Here is a 20,256-nt window from a genome sequence, read left to right on the forward strand (position 1 = left end):
GGGCCCCGGACGGCGCCCCTCAGGTGCGAAAAGAGGGAAAAGGGCGGGAGATTTACCGTTCTGTGAGAAACCCATGACCTTGTCCCGCTTCTGTTGGAGGGGTTGCGCTTTCGCAGGCCCGCGGAGATCCATAGGGTTAAGTCGCGTGGACTCCAGGCGACAGGTGCCCCGTACCGACGCCGTGCTGGCCGACCCGCGCCTGGGGACGGCGGCCGAGCGGCTCGGGCGCGCCCTGGTGAAGGCGGCGGTCGTGCGTGCGCAGGAACGGGCCCGCTCCGGTGAGATACCGCCCGCGGCGGTCGCCGACGCGGCGGTCGCCGGCCTGCCCGAGCACGCGACCACGCTGCGTCCGGTCGTGAACGCCACCGGCGTGCTGCTGCACACCAACCTGGGCCGCGCCCCCCTGTCGCCGGCCGCCCGCGAGGCGGTCGCCGCCGTGAGCGGATGCGCCGACGTGGAGTACGACCTGGCCACCGGCCGTCGCGGCGCCCGCGGCCGGGGCGCGCTGGAGGCCCTGCGCGCCGCGTGCCCGGCGGCCGAGGACGCGATCGTGGTCAACAACAACGCCGCCGCGCTGGTGCTGGCCGCCACCGCGCTGGCCGGCGGCCGCGAGATCGTCCTCAGCCGCGGCGAGATGGTGGAGATCGGCGACGGCTTCCGCATCCCCGAGCTGCTGGCCGCCACCGGGGCGCGGCTGCGCGAGGTCGGCACCACCAACCGCACCACGGCCGCCGACTACGCCGCCGCGCTCGGCCCGGAGACCGGCTTCGTGCTCAAGGTCCACCCGTCCAACTTCCGCATCGAGGGCTTCACCGCCGAGGCCGCCGTGGCCGAGCTGGCCCCGCTGGACGCGCCGCTGGTGGTGGACATCGGCTCGGGCCTGCTGGCCCACGAGCCGCTGCTGCCCGACGAGCCCGACGCCGCCGGCGTGCTGGCGGCCGGGGCCGACCTGGTCACCGCCAGCGGCGACAAGCTGCTGGGCGGCCCGCAGGCGGGGCTGATCCTCGGCCGGGCCGAGGCGGTGCGGCGGCTGCGCCGGCACCCGCTCTACCGGGCGCTGCGCGTCGACAAGCTCACCCTGGCCGCCCTGGAGGCGACGCTGCGCGGCCCCGAGCCCCCCGTCGCGCGGGCCCTGCACGCCGACGTGGCCGGGCTGCGGGAACGCGCCGAGCGGCTGGTCAAGGAGCTGTCGGCGCACGGCCTGGCCGTCGACGCCGTCGACAGCGAGGCCACCGTGGGCGGCGGGGGAGCACCCGGCGTGGTGCTGCCCAGCGCCGCCGTCGCGCTGCCCGGCGGGTACGAGCGGCCGCTGCGCGAGCGCCGGGTCGTCGGCCGCCTGGAGCACGGCAGGCTGCTGCTGGACCTGCGCGCCGTGCCGCCCGCCGAGGACGCCCTGCTGGAGCGCACCGTGCTGGCCGCCGCCGGTGCCGTGGCCGCCCGGGAGGAGGGCTGATGCAGGTCGTCGCGACCGCCGGGCACGTCGACCACGGCAAGTCCGCGCTGGTACGGGCGCTCACCGGGATGGAGCCGGACCGGTGGGCCGAGGAGCGCCGCCGAGGCCTGACCATCGACCTGGGGTTCGCCTGGACCACGCTGCCGTCCGGGCGGCGGGTGGCGCTGGTGGACGTGCCGGGCCACGAGCGGTTCGTCACCAACATGCTGGCCGGGGTGGGGCCGGTCCCCGCGGCGATGATGGTGGTCGCCGCCGACGAGGGCTGGATGCCCCAGTCGCAGGAGCACGCCGAGGCGCTCGACGCCCTCGGCGTGCGGCACGGGCTGCTGGTGATCACCCGCTCCGACCTGGCCGACCCGACCCCGGCGCTGCGCCAGGCCCGTGCCCGCCTGGAGGGCACCGGGCTGCGCGGCGTAGAGGCGGTGACCGTCAGCTCCGTCACCGGCGCCGGCATCACCGACCTGGCCGCCGCGCTGGACCGGCTGGCCGCCCGGCTGCCAGTGCCTGACCCGGGGGCGCCGGTCCGGCTGTGGGTGGACCGCGCGTTCACCGTCAAGGGCAGCGGCACGGTCGTCACCGGCACGCTCGGCGCGGGCCGGATCGCCGTCGGCGACGAGCTGGTCCTGACGCCCGGCGGCCGCACCGTGCGGGTCCGGGCGCTGGAGTCGATGAAGGAGCCCGCCGACCGGGTGACCGGCGTGTCCCGGGTCGCGCTCAACCTGCGCGGCGTCGACCACGACCAGGTCGCCCGCGGCATGGCGCTGGTGAGCCCGGCCTGCTGGACGATGACCACCTGCGTCGACGTGCGGCTGAGCTTCGCCGAGGCGTCCGGGCGGCTGGCCCGCCAGATGATCCTGCACATCGGCTCGGCCGCCGTGCCGGTGCGGTTGCGCCCGCTCGGCCCCGACACCGCTCGGCTCACCCTCAACGCCCGGCTGCCGCTGCACGTGGGCGACCGCGCCCTGCTGCGCGACCCCGGCCGCCGCGCCGTGGCCGGGGTGCGCGTCCTCGACGTGCGCCCGCCCACCCTGGTACGGCGTGGTGCGGGCGCCGAGCGGGCCCGCGAGCTGGCGGGCTGGCCGGACCATCCCGGCGGCGGGCTGCTGCTGCGCCGGCACGGGGTGCTGCGCGAGCACGAGCTGACCGTGATGGGCTGCAAACCGCCCGACGACGCGGTCCGGCTCGAACCCGACTGGCTCGCCGACCCCGGCCACTGGGAGACGCTGCACCGCCGGCTGGCCGAAGAACTGGCCCGGCATGCGGCCGCGCACCCGCTGGCCCCCGGCATCCCGCTGGAGGCCGCCCGGCTGCGGCTGGGCCTGCCGGCCCGACGGCTGGTGGCAGAGCTCGTCCGCCCGCCGCTGCGGCTGGCCGACGGCCGGGTGTACGGGCCGTCGGCCGGGCCGCCGCCCCAGGTGACCGCGGCGGTGCGGCGGCTGCGCGCCGAGGTCGCCGCCGGCCCGTTCCGGGCGCCGGAGGCCGCCCGGCTGGCCGAGCTGGGGCTGACCGGCCCGACGCTGGCCGCTGCGGTGGCCGCGGGCGCGGTGCTGCGGCTGGCCGACGGCGTGGTGCTGCCGGCCGGCGCCGACGAGGAGGCCGCCCGGGTCCTGGCGGGCCTGCCGCAGCCGTTCACCGTGGCCGAGGCCAAGCGGGCCCTGGGCACCAGCCGCCGGGTGGCGGTCCCGCTGCTGGAGCACCTCGACCGGTGCGGGCTGACCGAACGCGACGGCGACCACCGCCGGATGCGCGCCCGCTGACCCGCGCCGCCCATTCCGCCGCCGGAAAACCGGTTGTGGGACAGGTAGGGGTTCTGGCGTCATGGAGCGCGTCACCGAACGTGCTTCTCGACCTGGAGAGAGTCAGACGATGCCGTACAGGACCCTGCGGGGTGGCCACGCGCCGATCCGCATGTGGGCGGACCCGGCCGACGTGGAGGAGGCCGCCCTCGGCCAGCTGCGCAACGTGGCCGAGCTGCCGTGGGTGGAGGGCGTCGCGGTGATGCCTGACGTGCACCACGGCAAGGGCGCCACGGTCGGCTCGGTCATCGCCATGCGCGACGCCGTCTCCCCGGCCGCCGTCGGGGTGGACATCGGCTGCGGGATGACCGCCGTGCGCTCCAGCCTCACCGTCGAGGACCTGCCCGACGACCTGGGCGGCCTGCGCTCCCGGCTGGAGAAGGCGATCCCGGTCGGCCGCAGTGCGCACAAGACCCCGGTCGACCCGTCGGCAGTGCCCGGCCTGCGGGAACGCGGCTGGTACGAGTTCTGGAAGGGCTTTGAGGAGCTGATCCCGTCCGTGCGCGGCAGGCTCGGCCGGGCCCGCGCCCAGATGGGCACGCTCGGCGGCGGCAACCACTTCCTGGAGGTGTGCGCCGACGACGCCGGGTCGATCTGGATCGTGCTGCACTCCGGCTCCCGCAACATCGGCAAGGAACTGGCCGACCGGCACATCGAGGCGGCCCGCAAGCTCCCGCACAACCAGGACCTCCCCGACCCGGACCTGGCGGTGTTCCTGAGCGGCACCGCCAAGATGGACGCCTACCGCCGGGACCTGTTCTGGGCGCAGGAGTACGCGCGCCGCAACCGGACCCTGATGATGGCGCTCGCCCAAAACGCGGTGACGCGCTTCTTCAGCGGGCGCAAGGTCACCTGGGACGACCACATCTCGTGTCACCACAACTACGTGGCCACGGAGGTCTACGACGGGGTCGAGTTGCTGGTCACCCGCAAGGGCGCGATCCGGGCGGGCGCCGGCGACCTCGGCATCATCCCCGGCTCGATGGCGACCGGCACCTACATCGTGCGCGGCCTGGGCAACCGGGAGGCGTTCAACTCGGCCTCGCACGGCGCGGGCCGCCGGATGAGCCGCAACAAGGCCCGCAAGACCTTCACCCTGGCCGACCTGGAGGCCCAGACCCAGGGCGTGGAGTGCCGCAAGGACGCGGGCGTGATCGACGAGATCCCCGGCGCCTACAAGGACCTGGAGGCGGTCATGGCCGCCCAGTCCGACCTGGTCGAGGTCGAGGCGCATCTGCGCCAACTGGTCTGCGTGAAGGGATGAGTGCGCTCTCCGTACTCCGGCGACCCGTACTCCGGCGACCCGCCACCGCGCGGGCCGCCGGGGTCCCCGGGGCGGGCCGCACGCTGCCGCGGGCCATGGAGGGCGCGTTCACCGGCACCGACCGGCGGGCGACCCCTCCCAGGCGCGGGGACGAGCCGCTCAGCGAGCCGGAGCGCCCAGCACGCGGTCGACGAACGCGGTGACGTCCGCCAGGACCTCCGCCGCGTTGGTCTCGTTGAAGACCTCGTGCCGCGCCCCCGGGTAGACGCGCTCGGTCAGGTCCGCGCCGCGGATCGCCTCGATGCCCCCGCGGGTGCCCTCCAGCGGCACCAGCCGGTCGTCCTCGCCGTGCACCCACAGCGTCGGCAGCCCGCCGAGCGAGCCGTGCTCGTTGACGGCGGCGATGCAGCGGTCGAACGCCCGGACCGTCGGCGGCTTGAACGGGCCGTGCCAGACCAGCGGGTCGGCCGCGTACGCCTCGCCGACCGCCGGGTCGCGCGACAGCGTCGCCGGGTCGATGGGGACGTCGGGGATCTCCTCCAGCCCCAGCAGGGCCTCCAGCGCCGCCCAGCGCCCCAGCACCGGCCCCGACAGCACCAGGGCCGCCAGGTCCCGCCCGTGCAGCTGGGCGTAACGGGCGGCGATCATGCCGCCCATGGAGTGGCCGATCATGACGACCGGCAGGGCGGGATGGTCGGCGCGGGCGTCGGCCACCAGGGTGTGCACGTCGGCGACGACGTCCTCGAAGTCCTCGATCAGCACCCGCTCGCCCGCCGACTCCCCGTGCCCGGTGTGGTCGACGCCGCAGACGGCGGCGCCGTGGCCGAGCAGCGCCCGCACCACGTGCCCGTACCGGCCCAGGTGCTCGCCGTAGCCATGCACCAGGACCGCCAGGTACCGGGGCTCGGGGCGCGTCCACGAGTACGCCGCGACGGCGCCGTGCCGTCCCGCGAACTCCCACTGCCGTACCGTCGCCATGCCGCCCCCTCGAACTCCTCGAAGATCAGGTGGCCACCGTGCCCTCGCGTGCGCCCGGCCGTCAACCGCCCGCCTGGACCCGCATAGAGTGGATCACGTCGAGGCCGGCCGGGCAGACGGTGCCCGGAGGCAGGAGGGAGAGCCGATGCTGGTCGACGGATTCGGCCGGATCGCGACGGACCTGCGGGTCTCCCTGACCGACCGGTGCAACCTGCGGTGCGCGTACTGCATGCCGCCCGAGGGACTGGACTGGCTGCCCAAGCCGGAGCTGCTCACCGACGACGAGGTGATCCGGCTGGTGTCCCTCGGCGTCGAGCGGCTCGGCATCACCGAGGTCCGCTATACCGGCGGGGAGCCGCTGCTGCGCCGGGGCCTGCCGCAGATCGTGCGGCGCACCGCCGCCCTGACACCGCGCCCGCAGATCTCGCTGACCACCAACGGCATCGGCCTGGACCGGCTGGCGCCCGCGCTGGCCGAGGCCGGCCTGGACCGGGTCAACGTCTCCCTGGACACCCTGGATCCGGAGGTCTTCCGGCGGCTGGCGCACCGGGACCGGCTGGCCGACGTGCTGGCCGGGCTGGCGGCGGCCGAGCGGGCCGGGCTGAGCCCGGTCAAGGTCAACGCGGTGCTGATGCGCGGCGTCAACGAGCACGAGGCGATCCCGCTGCTGCGGTACTGCCTGGAGCACGGCTACCAGCTGCGGTTCATCGAGCAGATGCCGCTGGACGCCCAGCACGGCTGGCGGCGCGAGAACATGGTCACCGCCGACGAGATCATGGCCCTGCTGTCGGGGACGTTCGAGCTGACCCCCGACGATCCGCGGGCCCGCGGCAGCGCCCCCGCCGAGACCTTCCTGGTCGACGGCGGCCCCGCCCGGGTCGGCGTCATCGGCTCGGTCACCCGCCCCTTCTGCGGGGCCTGCGACCGGGTCCGGCTGACCGCCGATGGGCAGGTCCGCAACTGCCTGTTCGCCACCGAGGAGTCCAATCTGCGCGATGCGATGCGCGCCGGCGCCACCGACGACGAGCTGGCCGAACGGTGGAGTGCGGCGGTGCGCGCCAAACGCGCCGGGCACGGCATCGACGACCCGGGCTTCCTGCAGCCCGCCCGGCCGATGTCGGCGATCGGCGGGTGACCCGGTCCCGCGGGCCACGTGCGACGATGTCAGGGTGACGGACCAGCCGCTGGAACATCGGGTCGAGATATCGGTGCCGGAGGACGCGGAGGTCGGCGTCTACGCCGGATTCGCCTCGGTATGGCGCACCCGGGAGAGCTTCGTGCTGGACTTCGCCACCGAGGTGCGGCCGCCCGAGGTGACGCGCGACCCCGACTCCGGCGCCCAGTTCGTCCACGTGCCCGCCCGGGTGGTCGCCCGGGTGCGGATCCCCCCGGGTCAGGTCTGGGAGCTGATGAAGGCCCTGGAGCAGAACCTCAGCGCCTACGAGCGGGAGACAGGCGGTCGCGGTGACGGCGGCGCCTGAGTTCGACGCGGTGATCCTGGCCGGCGGCCGGGCCCGGCGCTTCGGCGGTGCCGACAAGCCGGCGGCGCGAATCGCGGGCCGCCCCCTCGTCGGCTGGGCCGCCGCCGCCGCGGCCGGCGCCGGCCGCCTGGTGGTGGTCGGCCCGCCCCGTCCCGACCCGCCCGGCGCGATCGCCGTCCGCGAGGACCCGCCGGGCGGGGGCCCGGTGCCCGCGCTGCGCGCCGGGCTGGCCGAGGTCCGCGCGCCCTGGCTGGTGTTGCTGGCCGCCGACCTGCCGTTCCTGCGCGCCGAGCAGGTGGGGGAGCTGCGCGAGGCGGCCGCCCGGCATGGCGCCGGGGCCGTGCTCGTCGACGGGGACGGCCACCCGCAGTGGCTCATCGGGTGCTGGCACGCCCCGACGCTGCGCGCCGCCGCGCGCACCTACCGGGGCACGTCGCTGCGCGGGCTGCTGGCCCCGCTGGAACCGCTGGCAGTGAGCCTTCCGGCGGGCGAGCGGCCCCCCTGGTACGACTGCGACACCCCCGAATCGTTCGAGCGGGCGCGCAGGATCGCCGCCGCCTCCCCGCCTCCGGCATAGCGTGCAGGGCCCCCACCTGCCGGAGCCCGTCCCCGGCCGGGTTCCATGGCGACGAGGTCAGCCGGACTGAAGATCGAGGGCGATGTCGACGATCATGTCCTCCTGGCCGCCGACCAGGCCGCGCCTGCCCACTTCGAGGAGGATGGTGCGCACGTCGATGCCGTAGCGGGCGGAGGCGGCCTCGGCGTGGCGCAGGAAGCTGGAGTAGACGCCGGCGTAGCCCAGGGTGAGGGTTTCGCGGTCGACCTGGACGGGGCGGTCCTGCAGGGGGCGGACCAGGTCGTCGGCGGCGTCCTGGAGGGCGAACAGGTCGCAGCCGTGCTTCCACTCGTTGAGGGTGGCGACGGCGATGAACGGCTCGATCGGGCAGTTGCCCGCGCCCGCGCCGTGCCCGGCCAGGGAGGCGTCCACCCGGGTGACGCCCTCCTCCACGGCGACGACGGAGTTGGCCACGGCCAGGGAGAGGTTCTGGTGGGCGTGGATGCCGATCTGGGTTTCCGGCCGCAGGACGTCGCGGTAGGCACGGACGCGTTCGCGGACGCCGTCCATGGTGAGGCGGCCGCCCGAGTCGGTGACGTAGACGCAGTGCGCGCCATAGGACTCCATCAGCCTGGCCTGTTCGGCCAGTTCCTTGGCTGGGGCCATGTGGCTCATCATCAGGAAGCCGGACACGTCCATGCCCAGCTCGCGGGCCTTGGCGATGTGCTGGGCGGCGACGTCGGCCTCGGTGCAGTGGGTGGCGATCCGGATGGAGCGGACCCCGAGCGAGTAGGCGTGCTCCAGTTCGGCGATGGTGCCGATGCCGGGCAGCAGGAGCGTGGTGAGGGTGGCCCGTTCGATGTTGGCGGCGGCGGCCTCGATCCACTCCCAGTCGGTGTTGCTGCCGGGCCCGTAGTTGAGGCTGCCGCCGGCCAGGCCGTCGCCGTGGGCGACCTCGATCGCGTCCACCCCGGCGGCGTCGAGCGCGGCCACGATCCGGGCGACGTCGGCGGGGGTGATCCGGTGGCGGACGGCGTGCATGCCGTCCCGCAGGGTGACGTCCTGGACATAGAGGTCGGGCGTGGCGTTCATGTCCTCACTCACGTGCTCTTCGGCGGGGGTGCTCATCACGCCCCCTGGAGGGCGATGCGCTCGGCGACGCGCAGGGCGGCGGAGGTCATGATGTCGAGGTTGCCCGCGTAGGCGGGCAGGTAGTGGGCGGCGCCCTCGACCTCCAGGAACACCGACACCTTGGTGGTCACCGGTCCGGCGCCGCCGGGCAGCAGGGTGTGCACCGGCTCGTCGGCGGGGATCGGGGTGAACTGCACCTGCTGCTTGAGGCGGTAGCCGGGCACGTACTGGCTCACCTCGGCGACCATCTTCTCCACGGACGCCCGGATCTGTCCTTCGTCGGCGTCGCCGATCAGGCAGAACACGGTGTCGCGCATGATCAGCGGTGGTTCGGCGGGGTTGAGGATGATGATCGCCTTGCCGCGGCCGGCGCCGCCGACCCGCTCGATCGCCCGTGCGGTGGTCTCGGTGAACTCGTCGATGTTGGCCCGGGTGCCGGGACCGGCCGAACGGGAGGAGATCGACGCGACGATCTCGGCGTAGGCGACCGGAGCGACCCGGGAGATCGCGTGCACGATCGGGATCGTCGCCTGCCCGCCGCAGGTGACCATGTTGACGTTGCCGGCGTCCAGGTGCTGGCCGAGGTTCACCGGCGGCACGACGTAGGGCCCGATCGCCGCGGGGGTCAGGTCGATCAGCGTCTTGCCGTACGGGGCGAGCCTGGCGGCGTTGGCCAGGTGCGCCTTGGCGGAGGTGGCGTCGAAGACGAGGTCGATGTCGGCGAAGCCGTCCATGCCGATCAGCCCGTCCACCCCCTCGTGGGTGGTGGGCACCTTGAGCCGGCGGGCCCGGGCCAGCCCGTCGGAGTCGGGATCGATGCCGACCATCGCCGCCATCTCCAGGGTCTCCGACAGCCGGAGCACTTTGATCATCAGGTCGGTGCCGATGTTGCCGGAGCCGATCACGGCCACCTTGGTCTTCTTCACGGTCTTCCTCACTTGGAGAACACGGCGGTCACGGAGCCGAGCCGGGACAGTTCCGCGCGGACCACGCTGCCGGGGGCGACCGGGACCATCGGGCCGAGCGCGCCGGAGAGCACGACCTGCCCGGCCCGCAACGGCTCCCCGAACTCGCGTGCCGTGCGGGCCAGCCAGGCCAGCGCCCGGAGGGGGTCGCCGAGGCAGGCGGCGCCGTCGCCTTCGGAGACGAGCTCGCCGTCGGCGTACAGCCGCATGACGACCTCGACGGGCTCGAACTCCTCCAGCGTCAGCCTCCTGTCGCCGAGGACGTACAGGGCGCTGGAGCCGTTGTCGGCGATCGTGTCGGTGATCGTGATGTCCCAGTCGGCGATCCGGCTGTCGACGATCTCCAGTGCGGCCACCGCATAGGCGACCGCGGCGCGCACGTCGTCCACGCCGGAGATCTCGTGGTCGAGGTCGGCTCCGAGCACGAACGCGACCTCCGCCTCGGCCTTCGGCTGGAGCAGCCGCTCGGCGGGCACCTCGGGAAGGGCGGAGACGTCCATGTCGGCGAAGAGCATCCCGAAGTCGGGCTGGTCGACCCCCAGCTGCCGCTGGACCGCCGGGGAGGTGAGCCCGATCTTCCGGCCCACGACGCGGGCGCCCGCGGCGAGCCGGTGCTCGGCGAGCCGCCGCTGGACGGCGTAGGCGAGGGCGAGGTCGCTCGTACCGAGCAGATCGCGTACCGGGGCGCAGGGCGTTCGGCCGTCCTGCGCGGCCTGCAACCGGGCCGCCGCGGCCGCGACCGCGTCGCGGTCCCGGCCCGTCATCGGTTCGTGGGAAGTCATCACAGTCCTCGCGTCAGGTGGATGACGCCACGATCGCCCAGGCCACGGCGCTGCGGCCACGTGCGCGTTCCGGTGAACGGAACCTCGTCGAAGCGGTCAGTCCCGCTGGAGGAGCGCGGCCCGCCGGGCGAGCGTGCCGGCGATCCCGGCCGCGGCGGCCTTGACCACCACCGCGTGGTCCTCCGGCCTGAACCGGGTCACCGGCCCGGTGACGCTGATCGCGGCGACGGGCCGGTCGGCCGGGTCGAGCACCGGTGCGGCCACGCAGGCGATGCCGGCCGCGGACTCCTCCACCTCGAAGGCGACGCCGCTGCGGGACACGCGTTCCAGTTGCCGGCGCAGCAGGCCGGGCGCCGTGATGGTGTGCGCCGTCCGGCGCGTCAGGCCCGCCTCGACGACCCGGGCCAGCAGCTCGGGAGGGGAGGAGCCCAGCAGCGCCTTGCCGATCGCCGTGCAGTGCAGGGGCATCCGGCCGCCGATCCGGGACGGCGAGACCGCCTGCCGATGGCCGCCGATCTTGGCCACGTAGACGACCTCGGTGCCCTCCAGCACGCCCAGATGGACGAGTTCGTGGGTGCGCTCGTAGAGGTCCTCCAGGAAGGGGGTGGCGATCTCCAGCAGCCCCCGCTCGACCGAGGCCCGCATGCCCAGCTGGAAGACCTGGCCGCTCAACCGGTAGCCGTTGCCGGTCCGCTCCAGCAGCCGCACCTCGACCATCTCGCTGAGGACGCGGTGCAGGGTCCCCTTGGCGAGCCCGGTCCGGCGGCCCAGCTCGGCGAGACCGACCCCGTGGTCGTCGGCGGTGAAGGAGTAGAGGACGGCGGCGACCTTGCCGAGCACGGACCGCGTGTCGACCGCGGGACCGGACCTGTGCTCAGGTGCCATGACGGGACCTGTCCGTGCTGGCCGCGGGAACGGTCGCGCCACCGTCCCGGAGGGCCGCGGGCCGGTCACCGGGGCCGGTGATGAGCATGCGCTCACTCCTCCCCGTACACCTGCCGGGCGATGCGGTCGGCCACGGCGTCCAGCGCGAGCGCGAGCAGCTCCTGGAGCCCGTTCATGTCGATCTCCTCCGGGTCGCCGACGGACATCATGTAGAGGCCGTCGGCCGCGGCCATGTTGAGCTGGGCCAGCATACGCGGCAGGTGCGGATGCGAGGCGTTGACCTCCTCCGGGAGCATCGCCTCCCACCACTCGCTCATGGCGTCGAGCATCTCGGCGCGGATGCGCTTGAACCGGACGCGCGCCGCGGGCTCCTCGGCCCGCCGCTCCAGCAGCAGCATGAGGCCCAGCCGCATGAACTCCGGCTGGTCGGCGAAGCTCGCTCCGGCCTGCCGGAGCGCGTCGCGCAGGTAGGCGACGCGGTCCGTGCCCGGCTCGGGCGGGGCCCAGCGCGCCTTGCGGGGCAGCCACTGGCGGTAGCTGTGCTCGACGACCTCGGCGAGCAGCTCGTCCTTGCTGCCGAAGTGCCAGTACACCGAACTGGCGGGCAGCCCTGACCGCTTCGTCACCAGGGCGACGCTGGTGCCGTCGTACCCGCGTTCGGCGGAGATCTCGGCTGCGGCCTGCAGGATCCTGCGCCGCGACTCCTCGCTGTGCTGCGTGCGTCTGTCGGTTTTCGGTGCCACGGAACCCCTTGCTATCACACGGACTTTGTCCTAGGTTTCAGCCCTGTAAATCCTGTAGTGCTTACTACAGGGTATAGCGACCGCTACAGAGTCGAAGGGGGTCGCGATGTCGATCGCTGACCGGGTCCGGGCACTGGCGCCTGAGCTTGCGGCCGAGGAGCGCCTCGCCGCCGAGCGCCGGGCCCTGACCGAGACCACCTGGAAGCATCTGCTGGAGACCGGCGTCCTGCGTGCGCTCCAGCCCGCCCGATGGGGCGGTGGGGAGGCCCCGCTCGTGGAGTTCCTCGACGCCGTCTTCGAGATCGCCCGGGTCGCGCCGTCGGCGGGCTGGGTGGCCGGGGTCGTCGGCTCGCACCCGTGGCAGAGCGCGCTGTTCCCCGAGGAGGTGCAGCAGACCCTCTGGGCCGGGGACGCCTCCCGGATGCTCTCCTCGTCCTACGCGCCGACCGGCAAGGTCGTCCCGGTCGAGGGCGGCTACCGGGTGTCGGGGCGCTGGTCCTTCTCCTCCGGCTGCGACCACGCCGACGGCGTGATCCTCGGCGGCAACGCCGGGACGATCGAGCTCGGTGGCCGGGAACTGCCGGACTACGGCTCGATCATCCTGCTGCGCGACCAGTACCGGATCGAGGACAACTGGTTCACCGCCGGGCTCAAGGGCACCGGCAGCAAGGACATCGTGGTCGAGGACGCGTTCGTGCCCGCGGGCCGGTTCCTGTCCCACCTGCGCTACGAGTACCTGCCCGGCGTCCTGGCGCCCGGCCAGGAGACCAACCCCGGGCCCCGCTACCGGCTCCCGTGGGCCACCCTGTTCAACCTGGTCCTCGTCGCCCCGACCCTCGGCATGGCCCAGGGGTTCCTGGACGAGTGGACGAAGGTGACCAGCACCCGGCGTGGCAACTGGGGCGGCATGGTCGGCGAGGACCCGCTCGTCCAGAAGCACCTGGCGAACGCCTACTGGACGCTCGACGCCGCGATCCTCAAGATGCGCCGCGCCGCGATCGAGATCACCAGGGCCGGTGAGGAGGGCCGGCACATCGACAAGGACGAACGTGCGCGGTACCGCTGGGACATCACCCGCGGCTGCGAGCTCGTCGGCGACGCCGTCGCCGACCTCTACCGGGTCTCCAGCGGCCGGGTCGCCTACCTCGACCACCCGCTGCACGGCCGTTACCAGGACATCGTCACCGCGCTCGGCCACGCCTTCCTCGCGGCCGACGCGCCCGGTCTCGCCTACGCCTCCCGCGCCCTCGGCGCCACCCCCGTGGAGATTCAGCTGTGATCCAGTCTCTGAGCTACATCGGTTTCTCGTCCCCCGGCTATGCGGAGTGGCTGACCTTCGGCCCCGAGGTCCTCGGCATGCAGATCGCCGGACGCGGCGACGACGGCACGGTACGGCTGCGCGTGGACGACGCCGACCACCGGCTCGTCATCCATCCCGGTGCGGAGCACGCACTGGCCTACCTCGGCTGGGGAGTCCGCACGCCCGCGGAGCTGGCGGCGCTCACCGCCCGGATCGAGGAGTACGGCCTCACCGTCCACGAGGGCGGGCCCGAGCTGGCCGCCGAGCGCCGGGTCGCCGGGCTGAGCTGGTTCGAGGACCCCTGGGGCAACCGGCACGAGATCTCCTGGGGCCAGTTCCGCCACCCCGGCTCGTTCCGTCCCGGCCGGCCCATGGGCGGCGGGTTCGTCACCGGGGAGCAGGGCCTCGGCCACGCCGTCCTCGTCGTCCCCGACATGGGGGAGGCGAACGACTTCTTCACCCGGATCCTCGGCTTCAGGCTGTCGGACCGGATCATCGACCCGCCGCTGAACGCGCAGTTCTACCACGTCAACGGCAGGCACCACTCCCTGGCCATCGCCGAGGTCCCGGGCGCCGCGGGGTTCCAGCACCTGATGGTCGAGGTCGCCTCCCTGGACGACGTCGGCATCGCCTACGACCTGTGCGAGGAACGCGACGTGCCGATCGTGCTGACGATCGGGCGGCATGTGAACGACCTGATGACCTCCTTCTACCTCTACACCCCGGCCGGGTTCCACCTGGAGTACGGCCACGGCGGCGTCGTCGTCGATGACGCGCTGTGGGAACCCGCCACCTACACCAGCACCAAGATCTGGGGCCACCGCGGCACCCGGTACCGCGACGAACTCCCCTTCGCCCTGTTCAATGAGCCCAAGGAGCGCGGCTGATGGCTGCCGAGATCACCACCTGGGACGTCCCGGCCGGGGACCACACGCTGCGCGTCAGCACGACGGGCGACCCGTCGCTGCCCGCCCTGCTGTTCCTGCACGGCTCGGGCCCCGGCGTGACGGGCCTGTCCAACTGGGAGCGGCTGATCGGCGACCTGGGCGACCGTTACTACTGCATCGCCCCCGACACCCTCGGCTTCGGCGACTCCGACCACCCCAACCCGCCGCCGCGCGGCATGGCCGCCTTCACCGAGCTGCGCATCGCCGCGACCTGGGCGATGCTCGACGAGCTCGGTGTGCGGAAGGTCTCGCTCGTCGGCAACTCCTACGGCGGCCAGATGTCCATCGCGATGACGCTGGAGCGCCCCGAGCGGATCGACAAGGTCATCCTCATGGGCAGCGGCGGCATGCCGGGCCTGCAACCGCTGCCGGGCCTGGCCAAGCTGATCAATTTCTATGACGACCCGACCGAGGAGGCGATGGCCGAGCTGCTCGCGCTGTTCGTGCACGACCCCGCCTCGTTCGGCGACCGGCTGCACGAGATCGCCGCGATCCGCGTGCCGCGCGCTACCCGCGAGGAGGTGCGCCGCTCGCACCTGGCGACGTTCGACTTCACCGCCGGGCCGCGCGTCGGCTGGGGCCCGGAGGAGCTGGCGAAGATCCGGCAGGACACCCTGGTCATCGCCGCCCGCGAGGACCAGATCGTGCCCGTCGACTCCAGCCTCTACCTGTCCCGGCACATCCCCAACGCCCGGCTGCACATCGTGCCGAACTGCGGCCACTGGAGCCAGATCGAGTACCCCGAGCTGTTCGCCCGCATGGTCGACGGCTTCGTCCGCGGCGCCTTCTAACCGCCCTTTCCACCCCGTTCCGCCGCCCTCCCCTGGAAGCTCGGCGCGGCTCCGCCGCTGTCGGGCGTCGGTGCGAGCGACGGCGAGGAGACCTCCGACGCCGTCCAGCGGATCTTCGACGCCGTCCAGCCCCTCGCCGAGACCGAGGGGCTGCCGGTGCCGTGGCTGGAGCAGAACGCTGAGCGCAGCTCACCCTTCGCACGAGAAAAGGAGAAGCCCGATGTCTCTTCCCGGCTCCGGCGCGGTTCCGCCGCGCGAGATCGACCCCGACACCATGCGCAAAGTCCTGGGTCACTACCCGACCGGGGTCGTGGTCGTGACCGCCGTCCACGGCGGCGAGCCCGTCGGCATGGCCGTCGGCTCCTTCACCTCGGTGTCGCTGCGGCCCGCGCTCGTCGGGTTCTTCCCCGACTCCTCCTCGACGACCTGGCCGCGGATCCGCGAGGCCGGCGCGTTCTGCGTGAACGTGCTGGGCGAGGACCATCAGGACGTCTGCCGGCTGTTCGCCACGCGGGGGGCCGACAAGTTCGGCGCGCTGTCCTGGGAGCCGGGCCCGACCGGCTCGCCGGTCCTGCGCCAGGCGATCTCCTGGATCGACTGCACCCTGGAGAACGTCCAGGAGGCCGGGGACCACTTCCTGGCCCTTGGCCGCGTCGTCGACCTGAGCGCCCGCTCCGGCGGCGGTCCGCTCATCTTCTACCGGGGCGGCTACGGCGGCCTCCGGCTCGCCTCGTGAAGAGATCCGCAGTGAAGTGCACGTTCCGCAGTGAGGTGCACGTCGTGAAGCGCACCGGCGGGCAGCGCGTCACCGGGGAGAGGGCCGTCACGGGCCGGTGCCCGGGCGGGGCCTGACCCCCCTTGTTCCGTCATTTCGTCGCAGGCGGACGCCTGCCCATTTCCCTGTAGTAACCACTACAGGGAAAGAGAGGGAATCTCATGTCGATCGTGGAAGCGGTCCGGGCCGCGGCGCCCGTCCTGGCCGAGGAGGACGCCGAGGGGGCCCGGCGACGCCGGCTCACCGAGGCGGCCTGGCAGCGGCTCCGGGACACCGGGGTGCTGCGGGCCCTCCAGCCCGCACGCTGGGGCGGCGGCGAGATGCCGCTCGCCGAGTTCCTGAACGCGACCGTCGAGGCCGGGCGGGCCGCACCCGCCGCCGGATGGGTGACGGCCGTCGTCGGCGTCCACCCCTGGCAGGTCGCCCTGTTCCCCGAGGAGACCCAGCGAGAGATCTGGGGCGAGGACCCCGCGCGCACCCTGGCCTCCTCCTACACCCCGACCGGCAGGGTCGAGCGCGTCGACGGCGGCTACCGGGTGTCGGGACGCTGGTCGTTCTCCTCCGGCTGCCTGCACACCGACGGCGTCATCCTCGGCGGCATCGTCGGCAAGCGCGAGTGGAACGGCACGCAGGTCGCCGACTTCACGTCGGTCATCCTCGACCGGGACCAGTACGCCATCGAGGACACCTGGCACACCGCCGGGCTCGCCGGGACCGGCAGCAACGACATCGTCGTCGACGAGGTCTTCGTCCCCGCCCACCGGGGGCAGTCGCACGTCGACTACACCTACCACCTGGGCGCGCACCTGCCCGGACGGGACGTCAACCCCGGGCCGCTCTACCGGCTGCCGTGGGCCGTCGTCTTCAACGCGATCATCACGGCGGGCGCGCTCGGTGCCGCCCAGGGCTTCGTCGACGCCTGGACGGCCGAGACCCGCACCCGGCGCTCCAACTACGGCGGGATGCTCCGTGACGATGTCCTGATCCAGGACCACCTGGCCGAGAACCAGTACGTGGTGAACGCCGGGCTGCTCAAACTCCGCAACGTCGCCGACGAGCTCACCGCGGTCGCCGAGGCGGGGGAATGGCCGGACCGGGAGCAGCGCGCCAGGCTGCGCTACGACCTGGCCCGCTCCGCGCAAGACGCGGGCGCGGCCGTCACCCGCCTCATGCGCGCCTCCAGTGGCCGCACCGCCTACACCGACCACCCGCTGCACCGGCGCTACCAGGACGTCACCGCCGCGATCGGCCACGCCTTCCTCCTCGCCGACCCCCTCGGCCAGGCGTTCGCGGCCCTGCGCCTCGGCGCCTCGAACGTCCCGGCGGTGCACCTGTGAACACCTCGCTGCACGCCGTTCTGCCGGGGCGGCCCGCCGAGGAGCGCCGGGCCGCGCTGCGGGCTCTGCTCGCCTCCGGACGGGCGTTCGTCGCGCCCGGCGTCACCGACGCGGCCGGGATCCGCCTCGTCGAGGAGGCCGGTTTCGGCTGCGCGTACCTGACCGGCGCGGGCCTGGCCAACGCCCAGTACGGGCTGCCCGACATCGGGCTGCTGTCCCAGCGGGAGGTCGTCGACCACGTCCGGCGGCTCGCCGACGCCACCGACCTGCCGCTCATCGTCGACGCCGACACCGGGTACGGCGGCTCGCTGTCGGTCATGCGGACCGTCCGCCAGCTCATCGACGCCGGGGCCGCCGCCGTCCAGCTTGAGGACCAGGTGCTCAACAAGCGCTGCGGCCACTTCGACGAGCACCAGCTCGTCTCGGCCGAGGAGATGGCCGGCAAGATCGAGGCCGCGGTGGCCGCGCGCGGGGACTCCCGGCTGGTGCTCATCGCCCGGACCGACGCCCGCGGCGTGCTCGGCCTCGACGAGGCGATCGCCCGGGCCCGCGCCTACGCCGCCGCCGGAGCCGACGTGATCTTCGTGGAGGCGCCGCGGACCGTCGAGGAGATGCGCGTCATCGCCACGGAACTGGCCGGGGTCCCGCTGCTGGCCAACATCGTCGAGGGCGGCAAGACGCCCGAGCTGAGCCTCGCGGAGCTGGAGGAGCTCGGTTTCACCGTCGCGCTGTTCGCCAACTACCTGATGCGCAGCATGCTGCACGCCGGGCGGGCCGCGCTCGCCCACCTCGCACGGGCCGGGGAGACGCGCAGCCGGGCCGACGCGCTGCTGCCGTGGGCCGACCGGCAGCGGCTGTTCTCGCTCGCCGGATACACCGAACTGGAGCAGCGCTTCACCGCGGGGCGGGAGGGCGCGTGACCGAGGTCCTGGTGATCGGCGCGGGTCTGGCCGGGCTCGCCGCCGCCGTCTCCGCCGCCGAATCCGGCGCCCGGGTCACACTGTGCGAGAAACGCTCCGAGATCGGCGGCAGCACCGTCCTGTCGGCCGGGCTGTCGGCCTTCGCCGGGACCGAGGAGCAGGCGGCGGCGGGCATCGCCGACAGCACCGAACTGCTCCGTCACGACCTGCTGGAGACGGGACTGCACCGCAACGATCCGGCGCTCGTGGACGCCTACTGCGCCCATCAGCTCGACACCTACCGGTGGCTGCGGGGGCTCGGCGTCGAGTACGGCAAGGTGCACGCCGCGTCCGGGCAGAGCGTGCCGCGCTCGCATCCGACCGACACCCGCGTCCTCGTCCGCACCCTGCTGGAACGGGCGCTCTCGCGCGGCGCGGTGTTCCTGCCGGACACCCGGGCGCACCGCCTGATCGTCGAGGACGGCGCCGTGCGCGGCGTCCTCACCGAGGAGGGGGAGCGGCTGCGGGCCGACGCCGTCGTCCTGGCGTCCGGAGGATTCTCCCGCAACCCCGAACTGCTGACCCGCTTCGCCCCCCAGATGGAGCGCGCGCTGCGGGGCGGGGCCGCAGGCAGCACCGGCGACGGGCTGCTCATGGCGTGGAAGGCGGGCGCCGGGGTGATCGACACCCCGTACGTCAAGGGCACCTTCGGAATCCACCCCGATCCGGACGGGGCCGAGGGCGGAACGGGCGTCCTCGCCATCTACAAGGGCGCGATCGCCGTCAACAGGAACGGGCGCCGGTTCGTCGACGAGTCCCTGCCCTACAAGGCCGTCGGGGACGCCTGCCTCGCCCAACCGGACGGCATCGCCTTCCAGGTCTTCGACGCCCAGGTCATGGACCGCGCCGACCCGAGCGTCCCGATCTACGACTTCGCCGCCCGCGTCGGCAACGGACTGCTGCTACGGGCCCGGACCCTGGACGAACTCGCCGGGCTCATCGGCGTCCCCGCCGACGCGCTGCGCGAGACCGTCGCGGCCTACAACGCGGCGATCGCCGGGCGCGCTCCCGACGAGCAGGGCAGGACCACCCTGTCCGGCGGCGTCGGCACCCCCGTCCCGATCACCACCGCGCCGTTCTACGCCCATCCCTCGACGGCCGTCGTCCTGGCGACCTACTGCGGCCTGACCATCGACCCGTCCATGCGCGTCCTGGACGTCTTCGGCGAGGTCATCGACGGCCTGTACGCCGCCGGAGAACTCGTCGGCGGCCTGCACGGCGCCGGCTACGTCACCGGCACGTCCATCGGCAAGGCCGCCATCTTCGGCCGTGTCGCGGGCCTCGCCGCGAGCGGAGCACGGGAGGAAAGGCCATGAGGAACGATCCGTTCGACCTGACCGGCAGGCGGGCGCTCGTCGCCGGAGCCGCGTGGGGCGGGCTCGGCGCGTACGCGGCGCTCGCCCTGGCCGGGCGGGGAGCGGAGGTCGTCGTCGCGGACCTGCCCTCGCGGGGGGCGGACCTGGACGCGACGCTCGGCCGGCTGCTGGCGGCCGGGGCGAAGGCGCGGGCGCTGCGGTTCGACGTGACACGGCAGGAGCACGTCGAGACGCTCGTCGCGCACGCGGCCGACCCTGACGGGCGGCTGGACGTCCTGGTCAACGCGGCCGGGGTCATGCTCCGGCGCGAGGCGTTCGACACGTCCCTGGAGGAGTGGCGGCGCGTTCTGGACGTCAACCTGACCGGCACCTGGCTGCTCAACAGGGCCGCCGGGCGCCGCATGGTCGCCGCCGGGCGGGGCGCGATCGTGAACTTCTCGACCGTCTACGCCGAGCGCGTCGGGCCGATCCCCGAGTCGGCCTACTACGCCTCCAAGGCCGGGATCGCCAACCTCACCCGCTCGCTGGCCGCCGAGTTCGGCCCGCACGGCGTGACCGTCAACTGCCTGGCCCCGGCCGTGTTCTACCCGACTGAGATGACGGCGCCGCTGCGCGACGACCCCGAACGGCTGGCGTGGTTCGAGGCGCGGACCATGCTCGGCCGCCTCGGCGAGCCCGGCGCGGATCTGGACGGCCCGCTGCTCCTGCTGGCCTCCGACGCCGGCCGGTACATGACCGGTCAGGTCGTCTACGTCGACGGCGGCTGGTCCGCCTGGTGATCCCCGCGCCCCCGAACC

General features: G+C 73.8%; 20 protein-coding genes. 14 read left to right on the forward strand and 6 right to left on the reverse strand.

Features of this window, described 5'->3' with window-relative positions:
- The first annotated feature begins 145 nt into the window (after positions 1-145).
- The 3 genes from selA to C4U03_RS19820 all read left to right on the forward strand — a co-directional run bounded on the left by selA (position 146) and on the right by C4U03_RS19820 (position 4,513).
- Entirely contained in the window at positions 146-1,453 is a 1,308-nt protein-coding gene (gene selA, locus C4U03_RS19810; protein WP_200827337.1) for an L-seryl-tRNA(Sec) selenium transferase, read from the forward strand.
- On the forward strand, positions 1,453-3,210 hold the full coding sequence (gene selB, locus C4U03_RS19815) for a selenocysteine-specific translation elongation factor (RefSeq protein WP_103939301.1): 1,758 nt from the start codon (positions 1,453-1,455) through the stop codon (positions 3,208-3,210). The genes selA and selB overlap by 1 nt, the downstream gene beginning before the upstream one ends.
- Before the next feature lie 109 nt (positions 3,211-3,319).
- A complete protein-coding gene (locus C4U03_RS19820; RefSeq protein ID WP_103939302.1) occupies positions 3,320-4,513 on the forward strand; it encodes an RtcB family protein in 1,194 nt (397 codons plus the stop codon).
- Between the two features lie 159 nt (positions 4,514-4,672).
- On the opposite strand, the gene C4U03_RS19825 is transcribed toward C4U03_RS19820, so the two are convergent.
- Positions 4,673-5,491, reverse strand: a complete 819-nt coding sequence (locus tag C4U03_RS19825; RefSeq protein WP_103939303.1) for an alpha/beta hydrolase — start codon at positions 5,489-5,491, stop codon at positions 4,673-4,675.
- 145 nt (positions 5,492-5,636) lie between these two features.
- Here C4U03_RS19825 and moaA point away from each other — a divergent pair, with 145 nt between their 5' ends.
- The 3 genes from moaA to mobA are packed head-to-tail and all read left to right on the forward strand — an operon-like array spanning position 5,637 to position 7,549.
- A complete protein-coding gene (gene moaA / locus C4U03_RS19830) occupies positions 5,637-6,626 on the forward strand; it encodes a GTP 3',8-cyclase MoaA (protein ID WP_235017986.1) in 990 nt (329 codons plus the stop codon).
- Between the two features lie 34 nt (positions 6,627-6,660).
- The gene (locus C4U03_RS19835; RefSeq protein ID WP_103939305.1) at positions 6,661-6,972 is read left to right on the forward strand and encodes a DUF3467 domain-containing protein; all 312 of its coding nucleotides are present in this window, start codon (positions 6,661-6,663) and stop codon (positions 6,970-6,972) included.
- Positions 6,956-7,549, forward strand: a complete 594-nt coding sequence (gene mobA / locus C4U03_RS19840) for a molybdenum cofactor guanylyltransferase (RefSeq protein ID WP_103939306.1) — start codon at positions 6,956-6,958, stop codon at positions 7,547-7,549. Before C4U03_RS19835 ends, mobA begins: the two co-directional genes overlap by 17 nt.
- Before the next feature lie 57 nt (positions 7,550-7,606).
- Here mobA and dmpG read toward each other — a convergent pair whose 3' ends face one another.
- From dmpG to C4U03_RS19865, 5 genes are all read right to left on the reverse strand, one after another.
- Complete coding sequence (dmpG, locus tag C4U03_RS19845) at positions 7,607-8,656, reverse strand: 4-hydroxy-2-oxovalerate aldolase (protein WP_235017987.1); 1,050 nt, start codon at positions 8,654-8,656, stop codon at positions 7,607-7,609.
- Positions 8,656-9,585, reverse strand: a complete 930-nt coding sequence (locus C4U03_RS19850) for an acetaldehyde dehydrogenase (acetylating) (RefSeq protein ID WP_103939308.1) — start codon at positions 9,583-9,585, stop codon at positions 8,656-8,658. The genes dmpG and C4U03_RS19850 overlap by 1 nt, the downstream gene beginning before the upstream one ends.
- An 8-nt stretch (positions 9,586-9,593) precedes the next feature.
- Positions 9,594-10,406: a 2-keto-4-pentenoate hydratase gene (locus C4U03_RS19855; protein ID WP_200827338.1), complete on the reverse strand. Its 813-nt coding sequence runs from the start codon at positions 10,404-10,406 to the stop codon at positions 9,594-9,596.
- Between the two features lie 96 nt (positions 10,407-10,502).
- On the reverse strand, positions 10,503-11,291 hold the full coding sequence (locus C4U03_RS19860; RefSeq protein WP_103939310.1) for an IclR family transcriptional regulator: 789 nt from the start codon (positions 11,289-11,291) through the stop codon (positions 10,503-10,505).
- A 92-nt stretch (positions 11,292-11,383) separates the two neighbouring features.
- Positions 11,384-12,034 (reverse strand): TetR/AcrR family transcriptional regulator, encoded by a 651-nt coding sequence (locus C4U03_RS19865; RefSeq protein WP_103939311.1) that lies wholly within the window; start codon positions 12,032-12,034, stop codon positions 11,384-11,386.
- Positions 12,035-12,140: 106 nt separating this feature from the next.
- Between C4U03_RS19865 and C4U03_RS19870 the strand changes: the two genes are divergently transcribed.
- The 8 genes from C4U03_RS19870 (at position 12,141) to C4U03_RS19905 (ending at position 20,238) form a co-directional block, all read left to right on the forward strand.
- Positions 12,141-13,313: an acyl-CoA dehydrogenase family protein gene (locus tag C4U03_RS19870; RefSeq protein WP_103939312.1), complete on the forward strand. Its 1,173-nt coding sequence runs from the start codon at positions 12,141-12,143 to the stop codon at positions 13,311-13,313.
- Positions 13,310-14,221 carry a VOC family protein gene (locus C4U03_RS19875; RefSeq protein ID WP_200827339.1) on the forward strand — a complete coding sequence of 304 codons (912 nt, stop codon included), beginning with the start codon at positions 13,310-13,312 and terminating at the stop codon, positions 14,219-14,221. Before C4U03_RS19870 ends, C4U03_RS19875 begins: the two co-directional genes overlap by 4 nt.
- On the forward strand, positions 14,221-15,072 hold the full coding sequence (locus C4U03_RS19880; protein WP_103939313.1) for an alpha/beta fold hydrolase: 852 nt from the start codon (positions 14,221-14,223) through the stop codon (positions 15,070-15,072). The genes C4U03_RS19875 and C4U03_RS19880 overlap by 1 nt, the downstream gene beginning before the upstream one ends.
- Positions 15,073-15,292: 220 nt before the next feature.
- Positions 15,293-15,808, forward strand: a complete 516-nt coding sequence (locus C4U03_RS19885; protein WP_200827340.1) for a flavin reductase family protein — start codon at positions 15,293-15,295, stop codon at positions 15,806-15,808.
- A 200-nt stretch (positions 15,809-16,008) separates the two neighbouring features.
- A complete protein-coding gene (locus C4U03_RS19890) occupies positions 16,009-17,184 on the forward strand; it encodes an acyl-CoA dehydrogenase family protein (protein WP_103939314.1) in 1,176 nt (391 codons plus the stop codon).
- Positions 17,181-18,104 carry an isocitrate lyase/PEP mutase family protein gene (locus C4U03_RS19895; RefSeq protein ID WP_103939315.1) on the forward strand — a complete coding sequence of 308 codons (924 nt, stop codon included), beginning with the start codon at positions 17,181-17,183 and terminating at the stop codon, positions 18,102-18,104. Before C4U03_RS19890 ends, C4U03_RS19895 begins: the two co-directional genes overlap by 4 nt.
- Positions 18,101-19,459 (forward strand): FAD-dependent oxidoreductase, encoded by a 1,359-nt coding sequence (locus C4U03_RS19900; protein WP_200827341.1) that lies wholly within the window; start codon positions 18,101-18,103, stop codon positions 19,457-19,459. The genes C4U03_RS19895 and C4U03_RS19900 overlap by 4 nt, the downstream gene beginning before the upstream one ends.
- Positions 19,456-20,238, forward strand: a complete 783-nt coding sequence (locus tag C4U03_RS19905; protein ID WP_103939316.1) for an SDR family NAD(P)-dependent oxidoreductase — start codon at positions 19,456-19,458, stop codon at positions 20,236-20,238. Before C4U03_RS19900 ends, C4U03_RS19905 begins: the two co-directional genes overlap by 4 nt.
- Positions 20,239-20,256 lie beyond the last annotated feature (18 nt).

The sequence above is a fragment of the Thermomonospora echinospora genome, assembly GCF_900108175.1.
In the GTDB taxonomy this organism is placed as follows: Bacteria; Actinomycetota; Actinomycetes; order Streptosporangiales; family Streptosporangiaceae; genus Thermomonospora; species Thermomonospora echinospora.

Excerpts from the sequence above, each read along its gene's own strand:
- C4U03_RS19870 (WP_103939312.1), top strand. The coding sequence starts at position 12,141 with ATGTCGATCGCTGACCGGGTCCGGGCACTGGCGCCTGAGCTTGCGGCC.
- C4U03_RS19820 (WP_103939302.1), top strand. The coding sequence starts at position 3,320 with ATGCCGTACAGGACCCTGCGGGGTGGCCACGCGCCGATCCGCATGTGG.
- C4U03_RS19905 (WP_103939316.1), top strand. The coding sequence starts at position 19,456 with ATGAGGAACGATCCGTTCGACCTGACCGGCAGGCGGGCGCTCGTCGCC.
- C4U03_RS19825 (WP_103939303.1), bottom strand. The coding sequence starts at position 5,491 with ATGGCGACGGTACGGCAGTGGGAGTTCGCGGGACGGCACGGCGCCGTC.
- selB (WP_103939301.1), top strand. The coding sequence starts at position 1,453 with ATGCAGGTCGTCGCGACCGCCGGGCACGTCGACCACGGCAAGTCCGCG.
- C4U03_RS19860 (WP_103939310.1), bottom strand. The coding sequence starts at position 11,291 with ATGGCACCTGAGCACAGGTCCGGTCCCGCGGTCGACACGCGGTCCGTG.
- C4U03_RS19890 (WP_103939314.1), top strand. The coding sequence starts at position 16,009 with ATGTCGATCGTGGAAGCGGTCCGGGCCGCGGCGCCCGTCCTGGCCGAG.
- C4U03_RS19885 (WP_200827340.1), top strand. The coding sequence starts at position 15,293 with ATGTCTCTTCCCGGCTCCGGCGCGGTTCCGCCGCGCGAGATCGACCCC.
- C4U03_RS19855 (WP_200827338.1), bottom strand. The coding sequence starts at position 10,406 with ATGACTTCCCACGAACCGATGACGGGCCGGGACCGCGACGCGGTCGCG.
- C4U03_RS19880 (WP_103939313.1), top strand. The coding sequence starts at position 14,221 with ATGGCTGCCGAGATCACCACCTGGGACGTCCCGGCCGGGGACCACACG.
- dmpG (WP_235017987.1), bottom strand. The coding sequence starts at position 8,656 with ATGAGCACCCCCGCCGAAGAGCACGTGAGTGAGGACATGAACGCCACG.
- moaA (WP_235017986.1), top strand. The coding sequence starts at position 5,637 with ATGCTGGTCGACGGATTCGGCCGGATCGCGACGGACCTGCGGGTCTCC.